This is a genomic window from Prauserella salsuginis (genome assembly GCF_024648885.1).
GTDB classification, from domain to species: Bacteria; Actinomycetota; Actinomycetes; order Mycobacteriales; family Pseudonocardiaceae; genus Prauserella; species Prauserella salsuginis.
Genome location: NZ_JANBBF010000009.1, coordinates 323,014 through 338,350, shown reverse-complemented (window position 1 = coordinate 338,350; position 15,337 = coordinate 323,014). Strand labels below are relative to the sequence as shown.

Here is a 15,337-nt window from a genome sequence, read left to right as displayed (position 1 = left end):
CATGACGGTCGACGGCGAACGCCACGAGGCGGCGGCCTACTGGGCGACGAACCTGGTGCGCATCCAGCCAGGCGAGATCGCGCTGCGCGGCTACCCGATCGAGGACCTGATCGGCAGGTTCTCCTTCGTCGACATCGCGTGGTTGATGGTGCGGGGCCAGCTGCCGACGCAGCCGGAGTCGCGACTGTTGGAGGCGGCGCTGACCGCGGCGGTGGACCACGGCCCGCAGGCGCCGTCGATCGCCGCGGCGCGGATGGCAGCCACCTGTGGTGTCGGCCTGAACAACGCGATGGCCACGGGCGTGAACCTACTCGGCGACGTGCACGGCGGCGCGGGCCAGCAGTGCATGGAGGTGCTGCAGACCGTCCGCGACCGTGTCCCCGCGGCGGGATCGCTCGAGACGGCCGTCGAGCGCGTACTGGCCGAGCACCGCTACGTGCCCGGTTTCGGACACCGCTTCCACCCGCGCGATCCGCGCCGCGACCCGCTGCTCGGACTCGTCGCACAGGCGCGCGACGACGGCGTCGTGGCCGGTGAGCACCTCGCCGCCGCGGTGGAACTGGAACGGCAGCTGGCACGGAAGTCGAACAAGCCCATTCCCATGAACATCGACGGGGCGACGGCGGTCATCTACGGCGAACTCGGCTTCACGCCGGAGCTGGCGAGAGGACTGTTCGTGCTGTCGCGATCGGTCGGGATCCTGGCCCATGCCTGGGAGGAGCGGCAGAGCGGAACGAGGATCAAGGGGCCGGTCCCACGCTCCGTGCTTGCCGACTACACGGGCCCCGACCTGCGCGAACCGCCCCGCTGAGCCCTCACCGCCCAGCGGAGACCTCATCGCAGCCGGAACCACCGCTCCAGGTCGACGTTCGCGAGAGTCCGGACCGCGCGGGTGTCGACTCCGGGCTACGTGTTGAGCAGCCAGATGGTGCCGTTGAGGGCCGCGGCGAACAGCGTCCAGACCGCGTACGGCACGAGCAGCCACGCAGCCGCCCGGTGTATCCGGGCGAAGACCCCGATGGTGCAACCGACGGCCACCACGAGCAGGATGATCTCGGCGAAGGCGATTCCGTAGCGGCCCGCACCGAAGAACAACGGCGTCCAGGCCATGTTCAGCACCAGTTGCACGGCGTAGACCCCGAGCGGGACACGCGCGGCGCGGATGGAACCCGCTCGCCGCCACACCAACCAGCCGGACAGTGCGATGATCAGGTACAGCACGGTCCACACCGGACCGAACAGCCACGGCGGCGGCGCCCACGGCGGCGTGGTCAGCGCCGCGTACTGCTGACTCGACGAGCTCGCCGCCACGGATCCGACCACGGCGACGATCGCCACGCAAACCAGGAAGGCCACCGCACCGCCGACGTCACGCAGCACGGGCCTGGCCGGGCAGGGTGTGGTCATCGCGCTCTCCTTCGTCCGAACGTTTCCGGCCCGTACCTCAGGCCGTACCGTTGCCGGCCTGCGACGTTCGAGGCCGGTGTCGCCTGCCGGCCTGTGGCGCTGTCGAGCAACGGACGGTGAGACGGCGGGCGACTGCGGCTCAGTCCCCGCGATCCGCCTCGTCGGTGTCCAGTGCGGCGTAGGACCGCATCACGGCACCGGCCTGCTGAAGGAACCACAGCACCGTGGCCGCCTCGGAATCGTCGAGCCTGCTGATGACGGCGGTCAGCTCGTCCAACATCGGTGCGAGCTGATCGCGCACCTCCGCCCGGCCGTGAACGGTCGGTGTCAGGACGACCCGCCGGCGGTCCGCAGGGTGGGGCTCTCGGACGACGTGCCCGGCCTCGATGAGCCGTCCCACCAGCGCAGCCGCCGAGGCAGACCGCATGCCGAGGCGGTCACCGAGTTCGACGGTGCCGACGGGTTCGTCCGTGGCGGCCACGTGATCCATGGCCTGCACGTCGGTCACCCGCACGCCGAGTCGCCGCGCCAGGGCGGCCTGCATCTCGCGCCCGGCCTGCAGGACCCGCCGCAGCTCGAGACCCACCGCTCGCCCGGTCCGTTCGTCCACCACGATCAGCATGATAGCTAGAAAAACTAGCTATGTGCAGCTAGCGTGGCGGTATAGCTAGAATTTCTAGCAGTGGGCCTGGTTCAGGGACGCGGTTCACTGCGGCACCGAACCGCAGGCCCCACACTTCGGGAGTGGTGTCACATGTCCGGCACTGATCGGTTGAGCCGTCTCGCGGACGTACTCGCCGACCGCACCGTGCTGCCCGGCTACAGCCGGCTCGGCTACCGGCTCCGGCAACGACACTGGCCCGCCGATCCGGCGCCCGACGCACTGGCAGGCCGGACCGCGGTCGTGACCGGGGCGAGCGCCGGACTCGGCCGGGCCACCGCGATCGGACTCGCACGGCTCGGCGCGACGGTGCTGCTGCTCGTGCGCGACGAGTCGCGGGGCGAGCGTGCCCGCGACGCCGTCCTGCAGACCGTTCCGCAGGCCGACGTTCACGTCGCCCGGTGCGACGTGGCCGACCTCGACGACGTGGACCGGTGTGCCGGACAGGTGCGCCGCGATCACCCGGTGATCGACGTACTGGTGCACAACGCCGGGGTGTTGCCGCAGGAACGCACCGAGACGCCGCAATCCCACGAGCGCACGCTGGCCACGCATGTGCTGGGGCCACTGCGGCTGACCGAGCGGCTGCGACCCGCCCTCGCCCGGTCCACGGATGCGCGCGTACTGCTCGTCTCCTCCGGCGGCATGTACACCCAGTCGATACCCGCCGACGATCTGGAATACCGGCACGGCCGCTACCGCGGTGCCGTGGCCTACTCCCGCACCAAACGACTCCAGGTCGCGTTCACACCACTGCTGTCCCAGCGCTACGCCGCCGAGAGGATCGGCGTGCACTCCTTGCATCCCGGTTGGGTGGACACCCCCGGTGTCACCGGTTCGCTCCCGGGTTTCCAGCGCGTCATGGCGCCGCTGCTGCGCAGCCCGGCCGAAGGCGCCGACACCGCGGTGTGGCTGGCAGCCACACATCCCGCACCGCCGTCCGGCCGGTTCTGGCACGACCGCAGACCGCGACCGGACCACTATCTGCCGGGCCGTGGTGACGACCCCCGAACCGTCCGGCGCGCCTGGCGTCACTGCCTCGACGCCGCCGGCATCGACCAGGACCGGGAGGACTGACCGTGCCGACGGACCGACCGAACGAGACACCGAACCCGTCCGGGTCGGCACGCCCTGCGCCGACCGCCGTGCTCGCGGGCTGCGGAGACCTCGGCACCCGCGTCGCGGTGCGGCTCGCCGGCGACGGCTACCGGGTACTCGGCTTGCGTCGCCACCCGGACCTGCTACCGGCCACCGTCGAAGGCCAGGCCGTCGACCTGCGGACGGAGCAACCCCGCCTGCCCAGCGACACCGGCGTGGTCGTCGTGGCCCTGACCGCCGACGACCGCACGGCCGACGCCTATCGCGACACCTACGTCAACGGTGTGGAGAACGTGCTCGCGGCGATCGACCGGGACGTGCCCGGCAGCCCACGGGTGCTGCTGGTGTCGTCGACCGCGGTCTACAGGGAGGGAGACGGGACGCTGGTCGACGAGCACACCCCCGCCGACCCCGACACCGCTACCGGCGAACAACTACGCGTCGCCGAACAACGCCTACACGAGTGGCGGCCGGATGCGATCGTGCTGCGACTGGCCGGACTCTACGGGCCGGGCCCCGGGCGTCTCGTCGCCTCGGTGCGCGACGGCACCGCGACCGTCCACTCCCGGCCCGTGTACACCAACCGCATCCACCGCGACGACGCCGCCGCCGCGATCGTGCACCTGACCAGCCGCGTGGCCCGGCCCGATCCGCTCTACCTCGGGGTAGACCACGAACCGGCCGAACGGGGCGCCGTGCTGCGTTTCATCGCCGCGGAGCTGGGCGTCGCGGAGCCCCCGGTCATCGACGAGCAGTCCGCGCGGGGGCCCGGCAAACGCTGCGACGGTCGGCGGCTTCGCGCGAGCGGCTTCACGTTCGCCTACCCGACCTATCGCGAGGGCTATCGCATCGCCTGTGAAGGGAGTCGATGAATGCGCTGTGTGGTGCTCGGTGCGACGGGGTACATCGGCGGCAGGCTCGTGCCCGAACTGCTCGAGGCGGGACACGAGGTGCGCGTCGTGGCCCGCAGTCCCGAGAAACTCGACGAAGTGCCGTGGCGAGACGAGGTCGAGCTCGTGCGCGGCGACGTCACCGATCCGTCCGACATGGCCGCCGCCTTGGCGGACAGTCAGGTGGCCTATTACCTCGTGCACGCACTGCATCGGTCCGATTTCGTGCGGGTCGACCGGGCCGCCGCCGAGAACGTGGCTGCGGCCGCGCGCGAGGCGGGTCTGTCCAGGTTGGTCTACCTCGGCGGCATCACGCCCGCTGGGGACGAGCCGTTGTCCGAGCACCTGGCTTCGCGGGACGAGGTCGGGCAGATCCTGCTCGACTCGGGTGTGCCCACCGTGGCGCTGCAGGCGGCGGTGATCATCGGATCCGGCTCGGCCAGTTTCGAAATGCTGCGGTATCTCACCGAGCGGCTCCCGGTGATGGTGGCGCCGCGATGGGTCCACAACCGCATCCAGCCGATCGCCGTGCGGGACGTACTGCACTACCTCACCCGTGCGGCCGAACTTCCCGCCGACGTCCACCGCCGGTTCGACATCGGCGGACCCGACGTGCTGACGTACCTCGAGATGATGCGCCGCTACGCGGTCGTGTCCGGCCTGCCCCGGCGGGTCGTGCTCCCTGTCCCCGTGCTGACTCCATGGTTGTCCGCCCAGTGGGTGAACCTCGTGACCCCGGTACCGCGCAGCATCGGCATCCCGCTGATCGAATCGCTCGTCCACGAAGTCGTTCGCCGTGAACACGACATCGACGCCTACATCGCTCCGCCCGCCGAGGGCCTGTTGCATTACGAACGGGCGCTCGAACTCGCGCTCACCCGTATCCGCGACCGCGAGGTCCCGACTCGGTGGTCCGACGCGACGTGGCCGGCCGCGCCGTCCGACCCGTTGCCCACCGACCCCGACTGGTCCGGCGGGACCATGTACCGGGACGTCCGCGAGCGCCGCACCGACGCCACGCCCGAACAACTGTGGGAGGTCGTCGAAGCCATCGGCGGCGAACACGGTTGGTACTCGTTCCCGCTGGCATGGTCGGTCCGCGGCTGGGCCGACCGGATCGCCGGTGGCGTCGGCCTGCGACGCGGTCGCCGCGACCCCCACGAGCTGCACCTCGGCGAAGCACTCGACTGGTGGCGCGTCGAAGCCATCGAACGGCCACACCTGCTCCGGCTCCGCGCCGAGATGAAGCTGCCGGGCCGCGCGTGGCTCGAACTCGCCGTCGAGCCGGACGGCGACGGCGCACGCTACCGGCAACGAGCCCTGTTCGAACCCCACGGGCTTGCCGGCCAGCTGTACTGGCGCGCCATCTCGCCCTTCCACGACATCGTGTTCGGCGGCATGGCCCGCAACATCACGGGTGCCGCGAACGCGACCTGATCCGCCGCGAGTCCGGTCATGGCGATGGCGGGCCCGGCGACGCAGTCGTCCGGCCGCGCGGGGTGAGCCGGACTCCTCACCTGCTCCGGCTGCATCGCTCTCCTCCCGTCGGCCACTGCGGATCAGCCCCGGCCAGGCCCTTCCCATTCGAGGATCCGATAGTGCAGTCCGGTGGACGACTCGAGCCACGGTCCTGCGGAGTCCGGCGGTCTGCCGACGTCCGGCGCCGTCGTGTCGCCGTCGAAGTGTTCGCTGATCTCGGTGACCACGACGCGGTCGGCGATCGGCAACGCCGCCCGGTAGACGGCCGCGCCGCCCATGACCCACACGTCTCCCGACGCCGCGTCGAGTGCCTCCGACAGGTCCGCGAACGTCTCCGCGCCCTCCTGCCGGGTACGCGACAACACGAGGTTGCGCCGACCGGGTAGCGGCCGGAACCGGGGCGGCAACGACTCCCACGTACGCCTGCCCATGAGCACGGTCGCGCCGTCGGTCACCGAACGGAAGTGCTTGAGGTCCTCCGGTAGATGCCACGGCATGGTGCCGTCGCGGCCGATGACGCCGTTCGCGGACTGCGCCCAGATCAGCCCGATCACACCGCCACCGGTGCCTTGATGCCGGGGTGCGGGTCGTAGCCGTCGACGTCGAAGTGCTCGTAGGTGTAGTCGAACAGGCTGTCGGCGGGCTTCAGGCTGAGTGTCGGGAACGGCCGCGCCTCGCGGGAGAGCTGGGTGCGGACCTGGTCGACGTGGTTGTCGTAGATGTGGCAGTCACCGCCGGTCCAGACGAAGTCGCCGACCCGCAGGCCCACCTGGTCGGCGATCATGTGTGTCAGCAGCGCGTAGCTGGCGATGTTGAACGGCACGCCGAGGAACAGGTCCGCGCTGCGCTGGTACAGCTGGCAGGACAGCTCGCCGTCGGCGACGTAGAACTGGAAGAACGCGTGGCACGGCGGCAACGCCATCTGCGGGATGTCGGCCACGTTCCACGCCGACACGATGATCCGCCGGGAGTCGGGATTCTCGCGCAGCGTGCGCAGCACCTCGCTGATCTGGTCGATGTGCTCGCCGTCGGGTGTCGGCCACGACCGCCACTGCACGCCGTAGATCGGGCCGAGGTCACCGTCCGGCGCGGCCCACTCGTCCCAGATCGTGACGCCGTTCTCCCGCAGCCACGTCACGTTGGCGTCGCCGCGCAGGAACCACAGCAGTTCGTAGGCGATCGAGCGGAAGTGGACCTTCTTCGTCGTGATCAGCGGAAACCCGTCGGACAGCCGATAGCGCAGCTGGTGACCGAAGATCGACCGTGTGCCCGTGCCGGTGCGGTCCGCCTTGCGGGCACCGCCCTCCAGCACGTGCTGAAGCAAGTTCTCATACTGCGTATCCGGCATGCCTGAATCCTAGGCAGTCACGCGCAGCGTGTCCGGTTGGGCGGTGGCGGGAGACGGGCGGGCGTAGGCAGCGGCGCGAAGCGGGTTCGGGCGGTACCGCGCGGAGGGTAAGCGAGCGCGGGGCATGATGAACCCATGTCGGAACACGCGGTCGTGGTGGGTGGCGGAATCGCCGGCCTGGCCACGGCTGTCGCGCTGCAGCGCCGCTCGTGGCAGGTGACCGTGCTGGAGCGGAAACCGTCGATCTCCGAGGTCGGTGCCGGGATCACGCTGTGGCCCAACGCGCTGCGGGCGCTCGACGCACTCGGCCTCGGCGAGCGGATCCGCGGTCTCGGGCTGGTGCAGGGTTCGGGCGGGATCCGCGACAGTCGCGGCCGGTGGCTCGCCCGCACCGATTCCGACGCGCTGGCCGCCCGGTTCGGCGACGGCATGGTGGTCGTCGAACGCGGGGAACTCCTGGCGACGCTGCGGGACGCCTGCCGCGACGTCCGGGTTCGCACCTCGGCGGAGGTACGCGGCGTCGACGCGGACACCGCCGACCCGGATACGGCCGTGACCCTCGGCAACGGCGAATCCGTGCGAGGCGACGTGGTGATCGGTGCCGACGGTGTGGGGAGCGCGGTGCGCGGGTCGCTGTGGTCACGCGCCAGGGTTCGCTCGACCGGCATGCTCGCCGCCCGGTTCATCGGCCGACTCGCCGACCCCGGCGACGTGGAGGGCGGGGAAAGCTGGGGACGCGGCGACTACGCCGGAATCGCGCCGTTGCCCGACGGGCGGCTCTACGTCTTCCTGGTCGTGCCCGTGGCCTCGGGGGTCCCGTCCGGGCCCGGCGAGGCGCTGCCGTGGCTGCGTCACCGGTTCGCCTCCTGGCACGACCCGCTGCCGCAGCTGCTCGCGAGTGTCGAACCGTCGCAGCTGCTGGTCAACGAACTCGCCGACCTCGCCCCGCTGCGCACCCTGGTCCACGGGCGAGCCGTCCTGGTCGGCGACGCCGCGCACGCCTGGGCCCCGAATCTCGGCCAGGGCGCGTGCCAGGCCCTCGAGGATTCCGTCGAGCTCGCCAGTGCCCTCGCCGCCGGAGCCGATCGCGACATCGCCCAGCGGCTGCGGGTCTACGACCGTCGACGGCTACCCCGCGTGCATCGGCTGGCGCGCCGCTCCCGCAGCGCAGGAAGGGCGGCGGGGATGCGCGGCCGCACGACGACCACGGTCCGGAACGCGCTCGTCGGTGCCGTCCCGGACGCCCTGGCACTCCGCGCGTTCGACGCCACGCTGGACTGGACACCGCCCTGAGAGGTTCGCGAGCGGGCCGTGGAGCCGGTTGCGCGTCGAGCCGGTCCCTCCCGCGGTCATCGCGTGTCCCCGCGGGGTGAGCCGTCGGGCCGGGCGGCGGCGCCGGGCCAAGCGATGCCCAGGTCCTCGGCGAATCCGGTGGCGATGCGTTCGAGGACGTCGCGCTGGGTGCGCAACAGCTGGTTCTCGACGCGCAGCCATTCCAGTTCGGCGCGTTCGTCGTCGTTCGGATGTGGCCCGCCGGAGTGCTGGCCCCCGTGCTCGGTCATGGCTGCAGCTCTCGGCGGTGTTCAGCGCAGCGGATCGAACTCGTGGAGTACATCCGGCCGTTTACCGGTGACGATCTGCTCGGCGAGCAGGCGCCCGGTCGCGGGGCCCTGCGTCAGGCCCCACATGCCGTGGCCTCCCGCGGCGTACACGCCCGGTGCGTTCGTCGCGCCGATGATCGGTTTGCCGTCGTGGGTGACCGGGCGGGCGCCCACCCATTCGTCGCGGCGCTCCTCCCAGCGGACCCCGGCCAGCAGCGGGCGCGCGGATTCGACGACGGCGTCGATCCGCGCGGGGTCGAGCGCATCGTCGGCACTGCGGAACTCCATGGTCCCCGCGACGCGCAGCGCACCCTGATAAGGCGTGCAGGCCACGCGGATCCCCGGCAGGTACACGGGACCGGTCACCGGCTCGTCGGTGGGCACGGTGAACGAATAGCCACGACCGGCGCGGACCGGCACCCGGATCCCGAACCGGCGGCCGAGCCGGTTGAACCATGCGCCGCCCGCCAGGACCGCGACGTGCGCCGACACCGTGGCCGACGACGTCGACGCCAGCGTCACGGCGTGATCGTGGGGCCGCACGTCGATCACGTCGAAGCCGTCGCGGATGACACCGCCCCGCTCGCGCACCGCGTCGGCGAGCCTGCCGGCGAACTCCCCGGGGTCGAGGTAGCGCTGGCCGTCGAGGCGGATGCCTTCGCCGAGCCGGTCGGACGCCTGCGGCAGCCGGTCCCGCAGCTCGCCGACGCTCAGCCGCTCGTACGAGACGTCCTGGCCGGCGTCGCCGAGCCGGTCGAACTCGTCGATCAGCGCGGCGGCCTGATCGTGGTTCTCGAACGCGGCGGTGATCGGAGCCTGCACCGCTCCGGTCTCCACACCGCCGGCCGCGAGCGTGTCGTAGGCCTTCAAACTCTCGACGTTGAGCGGCAGGTTCGCACGGGCCACACGGTCCCAACCGCTCGTGGTGCAGCGTGCGGCGAAGCGGAGCAGGAACCGCCAGAGCGCCGGATCGACCCTGGCAGGCACGTGCAGCGGCGCGGTGCGGTCGAACAACGAGCGCAGCCCGTAGCGGAGCACGCCGGGGTCGTTGAGCGGCAGCGCCAGCCCCGGCGAGAGCCAGCCCGCGTTGCCCCAGGACGACCCCGCGGCCACGCCCCGGCGGTCGACGACGGTCACCTCGACCCCGTGTTCCTGCAGGAACCAGGCGGTCGACAAGCCGACCACGCCTGCTCCGACGACGACCGCCGTCCGCGGGTGATCGAAGCTGCCTGCGGCGTTGAGCATGAGTACCTTCCCGTGTCCGGTCCGACTCCAGTGAGCATGACCGAACCGGGCCGCCACCGTGTTGTGCGAAGTCAACAACCTCGGCTTGCGGGATTGTCCGGATCGGCCAGCGTACGATCGGCTCATCCGGGCGGTGCCCCGGCGGATTCGCGCAGGGCTGGTCGTGGATGGTCAGGCTGGATCGCCTCATCAACGTGCTGGGCGGCTACGACGTGCGTGCCTCGGGCCACAACCGGGACAGGGACGCCGAGCTGCACAGCGTGGCGATGCACGACCCGGCAGGCGACGGTCCGGTCCTGGGCGACGCGCTGCTGGCGGTCGGTGTCCCCGACACCGCCCGTGCGCTCGAGCTGGGACGCGCCGCGCAGGCCAGGGCCGTACTGATCAGGGCCGACTGTGACCTCGACGAGGGCGTCGTCGCAGCGGCACGGGCCGCCGAGATCTGCTTGTTGCTGGTGCCCGCGGAAGTGTCCTGGAGCCAGGTGGCCGGCGTCGTGTACGGCCTGGTGCTGGAGGGCCGGGAGACGGAAGCCGGCCGGGGACCGAGCGACCTGTTCACCCTCGCCGACAGCATCGCCGCCGGTGTCGGCGGCCCGGTGACCATCGAGGACCAGCTCTCCCGGGTTATGGCCTACTCGAGCGTGCAGCACGACACCGACGCGGCCCGGCTCGACACGATCCTCGGCAGGCGGGTGCCGGAGGGGGTGCGGGCACTGTTCGACGAGCGCGGCGTGTTCACGCATCTGGCCATGTCCGACGAGCCGCTTCACATCACCGGCGCCCCGGAGCACGGCTTGCAGGACCGGACCGTCGTCGCGGTGCGCGCGGGCCGTGAGCTGCTGGGATCGCTGTGGGTCACGTGCGACGGCCCGCTCGATCCGGTCCGCACGCGGGTGCTCGCCGACGGCGCCCACACCGTGGCGCTGCACCTGCTGCGTTCCCGGGTGAGCGCCGATCTGGAGCGACAGGTCGAATCGGAACTGGTGATCCAGCTACTGGAGGGCACTCCCGATGCGGCCGCCGTCATCGGGAAACTCGGCCTTCCACCCCGGCGGCACCGCGTCATCGCACTGCAGGCGCACACGGCGGCCGAACGCAACGCCGCGATCCTGCTGGCGTTCGAACGAGCCACCACCGGTTTCGGCTGGTCGCGCCCCGGCAGGACGACACTGTTCGGCAACACCGTCTACACGCTGCTTCCGTGCGACGACGATCCGGCGCCCGCGCTCGAATGGCTCCACGAGCTCGCCCAGGGACTGCCCCGCCATGCCAGGCTCGCCGCGGGCATCGGCGCACCCGCCGAGCCCGGTGAGATCCCCGCGAGCAGCCAGGAGGCGGACGAAAGCCTCGCACTGCACACGGCACGCGCCGGGACCGAGCCGGTCTGTTACGACGAGGCCTGGGACGAGATCCTGCTGCAACGCCTCCGCACCGCGGCCGCGGCGGGACGTGTGCCGTCGCGGGGACCGATCGCGCACCTGGCCCGGCACGACGATGCGCACGGCACCCGGTTACTGCCCACACTCCGCGCGTGGCTCGAGGCGCAGGGCGACCTCAACGCCGCGGCCGACCACCTCGACGTCCACCCCAACACCATCCGCAACCGCCTGCGCAAGATGTCCGAACTCGCCGACCTGCGCCTCGACGAACCACGCAAACGCCTCGCGATGCTGATCACCCTCGCCATCGGCGACCACGAGCGATAAACCCCGCGTGCCGGGGCCCGCATGTCGCGTCCGCGTGTCCTGCACTCAGCCCCGCGTGTTCTGCACTCAGCGTCCGCGTGTCCTGCGTTCGGGACCGCGTGTTCTGCGCTCCGGCGCCTGTGTTGCGACTGGCGGTCGTTACAACCCCGCTACGAGCCGCACCCCGTCGTGCGCGCGTGTGCGGCTGCTGTCGAACGCGTCGTGTACGCGAACCGCGAAAGCGCCCGTTGTCGCGGCGACGGATCACGAGGACACGGTCGTCGGAATCGACGACGATCCCGGCGACGCTGACCGAGCGCTTCGGCATCTCACCCATCGCATGTCCTGCCTTGTCGTCGGCGCAGCTGTTCATGGTTCGTCCGACCCTGTGGCGGTCGCACCCGGCACACTTCCTTCAGTAGCATCCACGCCGTTCGCGAATCCGCGGACCGGCCACTGGGGAGGGTTCATGGGGATGAAGTTCCGCCCACCCTTCCCGGACACGCTGCCGGATCCGCGCTCGTCGGGATATGCGACGGCGGTCGAAACGTACGCCCTGCGCCTCCGCAGCTTCTACGGTTCCCGCGCCACGTGGCATCGGCGGTTCTTCCGACTCAGCGGGATCACGGTGATTCTCATCGGCGCCGGACTGCCACTGCTGGTCACACTGGACTACCCCGGCCGTGACCTGGTCGTCTCGGTGGCGGGCGTGATCGTCGCCGGCATCACCGCACTCCGCGCGTTCTACCGGTGGGACCAGTCCTGGATCCTGCTGCGCAACACCGAACGTGCGGTCACCGCGGCCTGGTGGGAGTGGCACAGTCGACTGGATGCGCTCGGCTCCGGCGACGACGCACCCAGCGCCGAGGAACGGGAGATCACGCGGACATTCGCTCGGAAGCTCATCGACATCCGCAAGCAGGAGGCGGACGACTTCTTCTCCGACATGGCGTTTCCGACCTACGACGTGCACGGCGCCGTACCCGCGGTCAGAAACGAGCCTCCGGCGTGAACCCGGCGAAGAAGTAGCCGTCGGCGAACCGGACGGCTCGGGCGGCGTCTGCAGGGGAATGCGCGGTGTAGGCGAGCACCGGCCGTCGGGGGCCGCGCCAGAAGGTGACGAACGGATCCGGCAGCGCGGCCAGTTCGTAGGTGAGGAAATCCGGGCGCACGACCGCGTTCGTCAGCATCATTCTTCCCAGCACGGTCTTCAGCCGACCGGCCGAAGGTAACGATCCGGACGCCTGACCGACGGCCCGATCCGGCAACAGTCGCCGCAACCGCGCGACCGCGACCGGGTCGAAGGATTGCACGACCGCCGCACCCGCGTAGCTGCGCAGCCGGTCGGCGACAGCCCGTTCGAGCGTCGCCGAACGGGAAAAACCCCAGCGGCGGACGTCGACCACCATCGGAACCTCGCCGTCCACCGTGTCGAGGACCTCGTCGAGCCGCGGGACGGGCTCACCGGACTCGCCGACCCGTAACGTCCGCAGCTGCGCCCAGTCGAGGTCACGCACCAGGCCCGCACCACCGGTCATCCGGGCGATGTCGGCGTCGTGCAGCACGACCGGCACACCGTCCCTGCTCAGCTGGACGTCGAACTCGAACGGCACGCTCTCCGAGACGGCGCGGGTGAACGCGGCCAGCGAGTTCTCCGGACGCGATCCCGCCTCGTGCAGGCCGCGATGGGCGATCGGCGCCGAAGTGAGCCAGTCGGGGGCGGTCACAGTCGTCGTTCGAGGTGGACCCGAATGCGACACCGGCGGGGCGGCCTACGACTCCACGCCGAGGCCGACCGGGCAGGACACGCCGGTGCCCCCGAGGCCGCAATAGCCGTTCGGCATCTTGTACAGGTACTGCTGGTGGTAGTCCTCGGCGTAGTAGAACTCGCCGAGCGGCGCGAGCTCCGTGGTGATCTCGCCCTGACCCGCCGCGCGCAGCGCCTGCTGGAACGCCTCCCACGACGACTCGGCGACGGCCCGCTGCGCGTCACCGTCGTAGTAGATCGCGGAGCGGTACTGGGTACCGACGTCGTTGCCCTGGCGCATGCCCTGCGTCGGGTCGTGGCCTTCCCAGAACACCTTGAGCAGCTGTTCGTAGCTCACCCGCTGCGGGTCGTAGACGACGAGGACCGCCTCGGTGTGGCCGGTCAGGGCGGTGCACACCTCTTCGTACGTCGGGTTCGGAGTGTGCCCACCCGCGTAGCCGACGGCCGTCGAGTACACGCCGTCGGTCATCCAGAACAACCGCTCCGCACCCCAGAAACAGCCGAGGCCGAACACCGCGGTGCGCATGCCTTCCGGGAACGGCGGCTTGATGCGCCGGTCCGGATGCACGGCGTGCAGCTCCGGAGTCACCAGCGGTTCGGAGCGGCCCGGCAGGGCCTCGTCCGCCGACACCCGGCGCGTCTTGTCTCGACCGAAAAGCGACATACGGCCATGGTAGGCGACACATTCTCCTTCCGACCCGTGATAACGACCCCGCATCTGCCAGTACTGTGCTCGTCGTACGTGCAAGGCGTGGCGACGGCGCGCAGGCACCACCGCCCACCCGAGCAGGCAGAACCACAGGGGAGCCCGTCATGAGCTGGCAAGAAGAGCTGAGACGTCTCGACGCCCAGCTCACCGCCGGTGCGCTCACCGAGGCCGAGCACCGGCGCAAGCGTGACGAGGTACTCGCCGAGGCTTCCGGCGACGGCGGCTACGTCGGCGACACCGACACCTCCGGTGACACCGGCACCGCCGGTACCGACACCTCCGGCTCCGGCGACGACTCCGGCTCCGGCTCCGGCTCCGGCAGGCAAGACGACTCCCGCGAGCAGAGCGCCGCCGGGTCGACGACGAGCCCGGCAGCGACGACCCCTGGGACTCGGCCGACGCAGCAGGACGGGCCGACGTGGGCGGCCGCCAACCCCGCCGCCGAGGCACAGCTGTCGGCGGGCAGCGACGCCGCCGACGTCCAGCCCGGCACGTTCACACCCTCCACCACACCCTCCGCAGCGCAGCCCGCGTCGACGAAGCCGGCTCCGACGCCGCTCAGCCACGCCCCGTCAACGGCCCGGCGCGCGCCCGCACCACTGTTCGTGCCGCAGACTCCCGCGAACGGTTCCACCGGCGGGTTCGGCTCGGGCGGCACCGCACCGGCGGTCGACGCCTCGTCGACGGACGACATCTCCGCGGCGGCCCAGGCGAGCGCCTATCCCGACTTCTCCTCACCGCCGAAGAAGCGCAAGGTGGCCTGGATCGTCGTGCCGCTGGTGGTCCTCGTCGTGCTGGGCGGCGTGATCGGCGGCGCATGGTGGCTCGGCGGCGGCTCCGGCGACGACGAGGCCGCACCCACCCCGACGTCAGGCACGCTGGCCGACCCCGACGGCGGGTCCGGCAACCCCGGCGACGAAGAAGCCCCGCTCGGGGACCGCCTGCCCGAACTGCCCGGCGAGCCGAGCCCGGACAACTCGACGATGTCGATCGACCGCGCCCTCGACCTCGGGTTCATCACCGACGTCGACGCGGAGTCGATGCGCAAGTTCGGCGTCGCCGACCTCGTCTACCGCGCCTCCGCGGCAGGCGAGAACGGCAACGAGGGCCACAGCCTCGTCGTGGCGCGCACGCCGAGCGGGCAGAAGGCCGTCGGCCTGCAGCGCGCGATGAACACGACCCTGGTCAAGGAAGGGTTCGCCAACGAACGCCTGCGTGACGACCCCCGCTTCATCGCGTTCACCGGGCAGCAGTCCGGCGGCCGGGTGAGCATCGTCTGGTACGCCTCGGGCAATCACGCCGTCGGCATCGGCGTGTCCCAGCCGAACGGCGGTGACGAGCAGGAACTGATCCGCCGCCTCGAGGAAACGCTCACCTCGATGCAGGACGCACTCCCCGCGTCCTGAAGCCCCTCCCCACGTGCTGAAACACAGCACCTCGCGTGGC

At 71.1% G+C, this 15,337-nt stretch carries 16 protein-coding genes; 8 read left to right on the top strand and 8 right to left on the bottom strand.

Annotated features, from left to right (window positions below):
• Nucleotide 1: 1 nt before the first annotated feature.
• Nucleotides 2-811 (top strand): citryl-CoA lyase, encoded by an 810-nt coding sequence (locus tag LY40_RS08350; protein ID WP_258936445.1) that lies wholly within the window; start codon nt 2-4, stop codon nt 809-811.
• A 95-nt stretch (nt 812-906) separates the two neighbouring features.
• On the opposite strand, the gene LY40_RS08345 is transcribed toward LY40_RS08350, so the two are convergent.
• Together LY40_RS08345 and LY40_RS08340 are read right to left on the bottom strand one after the other, a co-directional pair.
• Nucleotides 907-1,407 carry a TspO/MBR family protein gene (locus LY40_RS08345; RefSeq protein WP_258936444.1) on the bottom strand — a complete coding sequence of 167 codons (501 nt, stop codon included), beginning with the start codon at nt 1,405-1,407 and terminating at the stop codon, nt 907-909.
• A gap of 139 nt (nt 1,408-1,546) precedes the next feature.
• Nucleotides 1,547-2,020, bottom strand: coding sequence for a MarR family winged helix-turn-helix transcriptional regulator (locus LY40_RS08340; protein ID WP_258936443.1), 474 nt, complete (start codon nt 2,018-2,020; stop codon nt 1,547-1,549).
• Between the two features lie 141 nt (nt 2,021-2,161).
• Between LY40_RS08340 and LY40_RS08335 the strand changes: the two genes are divergently transcribed.
• From LY40_RS08335 to LY40_RS08325, 3 genes are read left to right on the top strand one after another with little or no spacing between them, the layout of a single operon-like run.
• Nucleotides 2,162-3,145 (top strand): SDR family NAD(P)-dependent oxidoreductase, encoded by a 984-nt coding sequence (locus LY40_RS08335; protein WP_258936442.1) that lies wholly within the window; start codon nt 2,162-2,164, stop codon nt 3,143-3,145.
• Between the two features lie 2 nt (nt 3,146-3,147).
• The gene (locus LY40_RS08330; RefSeq protein ID WP_258936441.1) at nt 3,148-4,038 is read left to right on the top strand and encodes an NAD-dependent epimerase/dehydratase family protein; all 891 of its coding nucleotides are present in this window, start codon (nt 3,148-3,150) and stop codon (nt 4,036-4,038) included.
• Nucleotides 4,039-5,493: an SDR family oxidoreductase gene (locus LY40_RS08325; protein ID WP_258936440.1), complete on the top strand. Its 1,455-nt coding sequence runs from the start codon at nt 4,039-4,041 to the stop codon at nt 5,491-5,493.
• Between the two features lie 122 nt (nt 5,494-5,615).
• On the opposite strand, the gene LY40_RS08320 is transcribed toward LY40_RS08325, so the two are convergent.
• Complete coding sequence (locus LY40_RS08320; protein ID WP_183780707.1) at nt 5,616-6,089, bottom strand: dihydrofolate reductase; 474 nt, start codon at nt 6,087-6,089, stop codon at nt 5,616-5,618.
• Entirely contained in the window at nt 6,086-6,883 is a 798-nt protein-coding gene (locus tag LY40_RS08315) for a thymidylate synthase (RefSeq protein WP_183780710.1), read from the bottom strand. The genes LY40_RS08320 and LY40_RS08315 overlap by 4 nt, the downstream gene beginning before the upstream one ends.
• Nucleotides 6,884-7,018: 135 nt before the next feature.
• Between LY40_RS08315 and LY40_RS08310 the strand changes: the two genes are divergently transcribed.
• Nucleotides 7,019-8,176 (top strand): FAD-dependent oxidoreductase, encoded by a 1,158-nt coding sequence (locus LY40_RS08310; protein WP_258936439.1) that lies wholly within the window; start codon nt 7,019-7,021, stop codon nt 8,174-8,176.
• Nucleotides 8,177-8,232: 56 nt separating this feature from the next.
• Here LY40_RS08310 and LY40_RS08305 read toward each other — a convergent pair whose 3' ends face one another.
• On the bottom strand, nt 8,233-8,445 hold the full coding sequence (locus tag LY40_RS08305; RefSeq protein WP_183780716.1) for a hypothetical protein: 213 nt from the start codon (nt 8,443-8,445) through the stop codon (nt 8,233-8,235).
• Between the two features lie 21 nt (nt 8,446-8,466).
• Nucleotides 8,467-9,729 (bottom strand): NAD(P)/FAD-dependent oxidoreductase, encoded by a 1,263-nt coding sequence (locus LY40_RS08300; RefSeq protein WP_183780719.1) that lies wholly within the window; start codon nt 9,727-9,729, stop codon nt 8,467-8,469.
• A 167-nt stretch (nt 9,730-9,896) separates the two neighbouring features.
• On the opposite strand from LY40_RS08300, the gene LY40_RS08295 reads away from it, so the two are divergent.
• The gene (locus tag LY40_RS08295) at nt 9,897-11,435 is read left to right on the top strand and encodes a PucR family transcriptional regulator (protein WP_258936438.1); all 1,539 of its coding nucleotides are present in this window, start codon (nt 9,897-9,899) and stop codon (nt 11,433-11,435) included.
• A 448-nt stretch (nt 11,436-11,883) separates the two neighbouring features.
• Nucleotides 11,884-12,426: a DUF4231 domain-containing protein gene (locus LY40_RS08290; protein ID WP_258936437.1), complete on the top strand. Its 543-nt coding sequence runs from the start codon at nt 11,884-11,886 to the stop codon at nt 12,424-12,426.
• Here LY40_RS08290 and LY40_RS08285 read toward each other — a convergent pair.
• Together LY40_RS08285 and msrA are read right to left on the bottom strand one after the other, a co-directional pair.
• Nucleotides 12,404-13,141, bottom strand: coding sequence for a glycerophosphodiester phosphodiesterase family protein (locus tag LY40_RS08285; protein ID WP_258936436.1), 738 nt, complete (start codon nt 13,139-13,141; stop codon nt 12,404-12,406). The genes LY40_RS08290 and LY40_RS08285 overlap by 23 nt on opposite strands.
• 45 nt (nt 13,142-13,186) lie before the next feature.
• Nucleotides 13,187-13,846 carry a peptide-methionine (S)-S-oxide reductase MsrA gene (gene msrA, locus LY40_RS08280; protein ID WP_258936435.1) on the bottom strand — a complete coding sequence of 220 codons (660 nt, stop codon included), beginning with the start codon at nt 13,844-13,846 and terminating at the stop codon, nt 13,187-13,189.
• Nucleotides 13,847-13,995: 149 nt separating this feature from the next.
• On the opposite strand from msrA, the gene LY40_RS08275 reads away from it, so the two are divergent.
• Nucleotides 13,996-15,297 (top strand): hypothetical protein, encoded by a 1,302-nt coding sequence (locus LY40_RS08275; RefSeq protein WP_258936434.1) that lies wholly within the window; start codon nt 13,996-13,998, stop codon nt 15,295-15,297.
• The last annotated feature ends 40 nt before the right edge of the window (nt 15,298-15,337 follow it).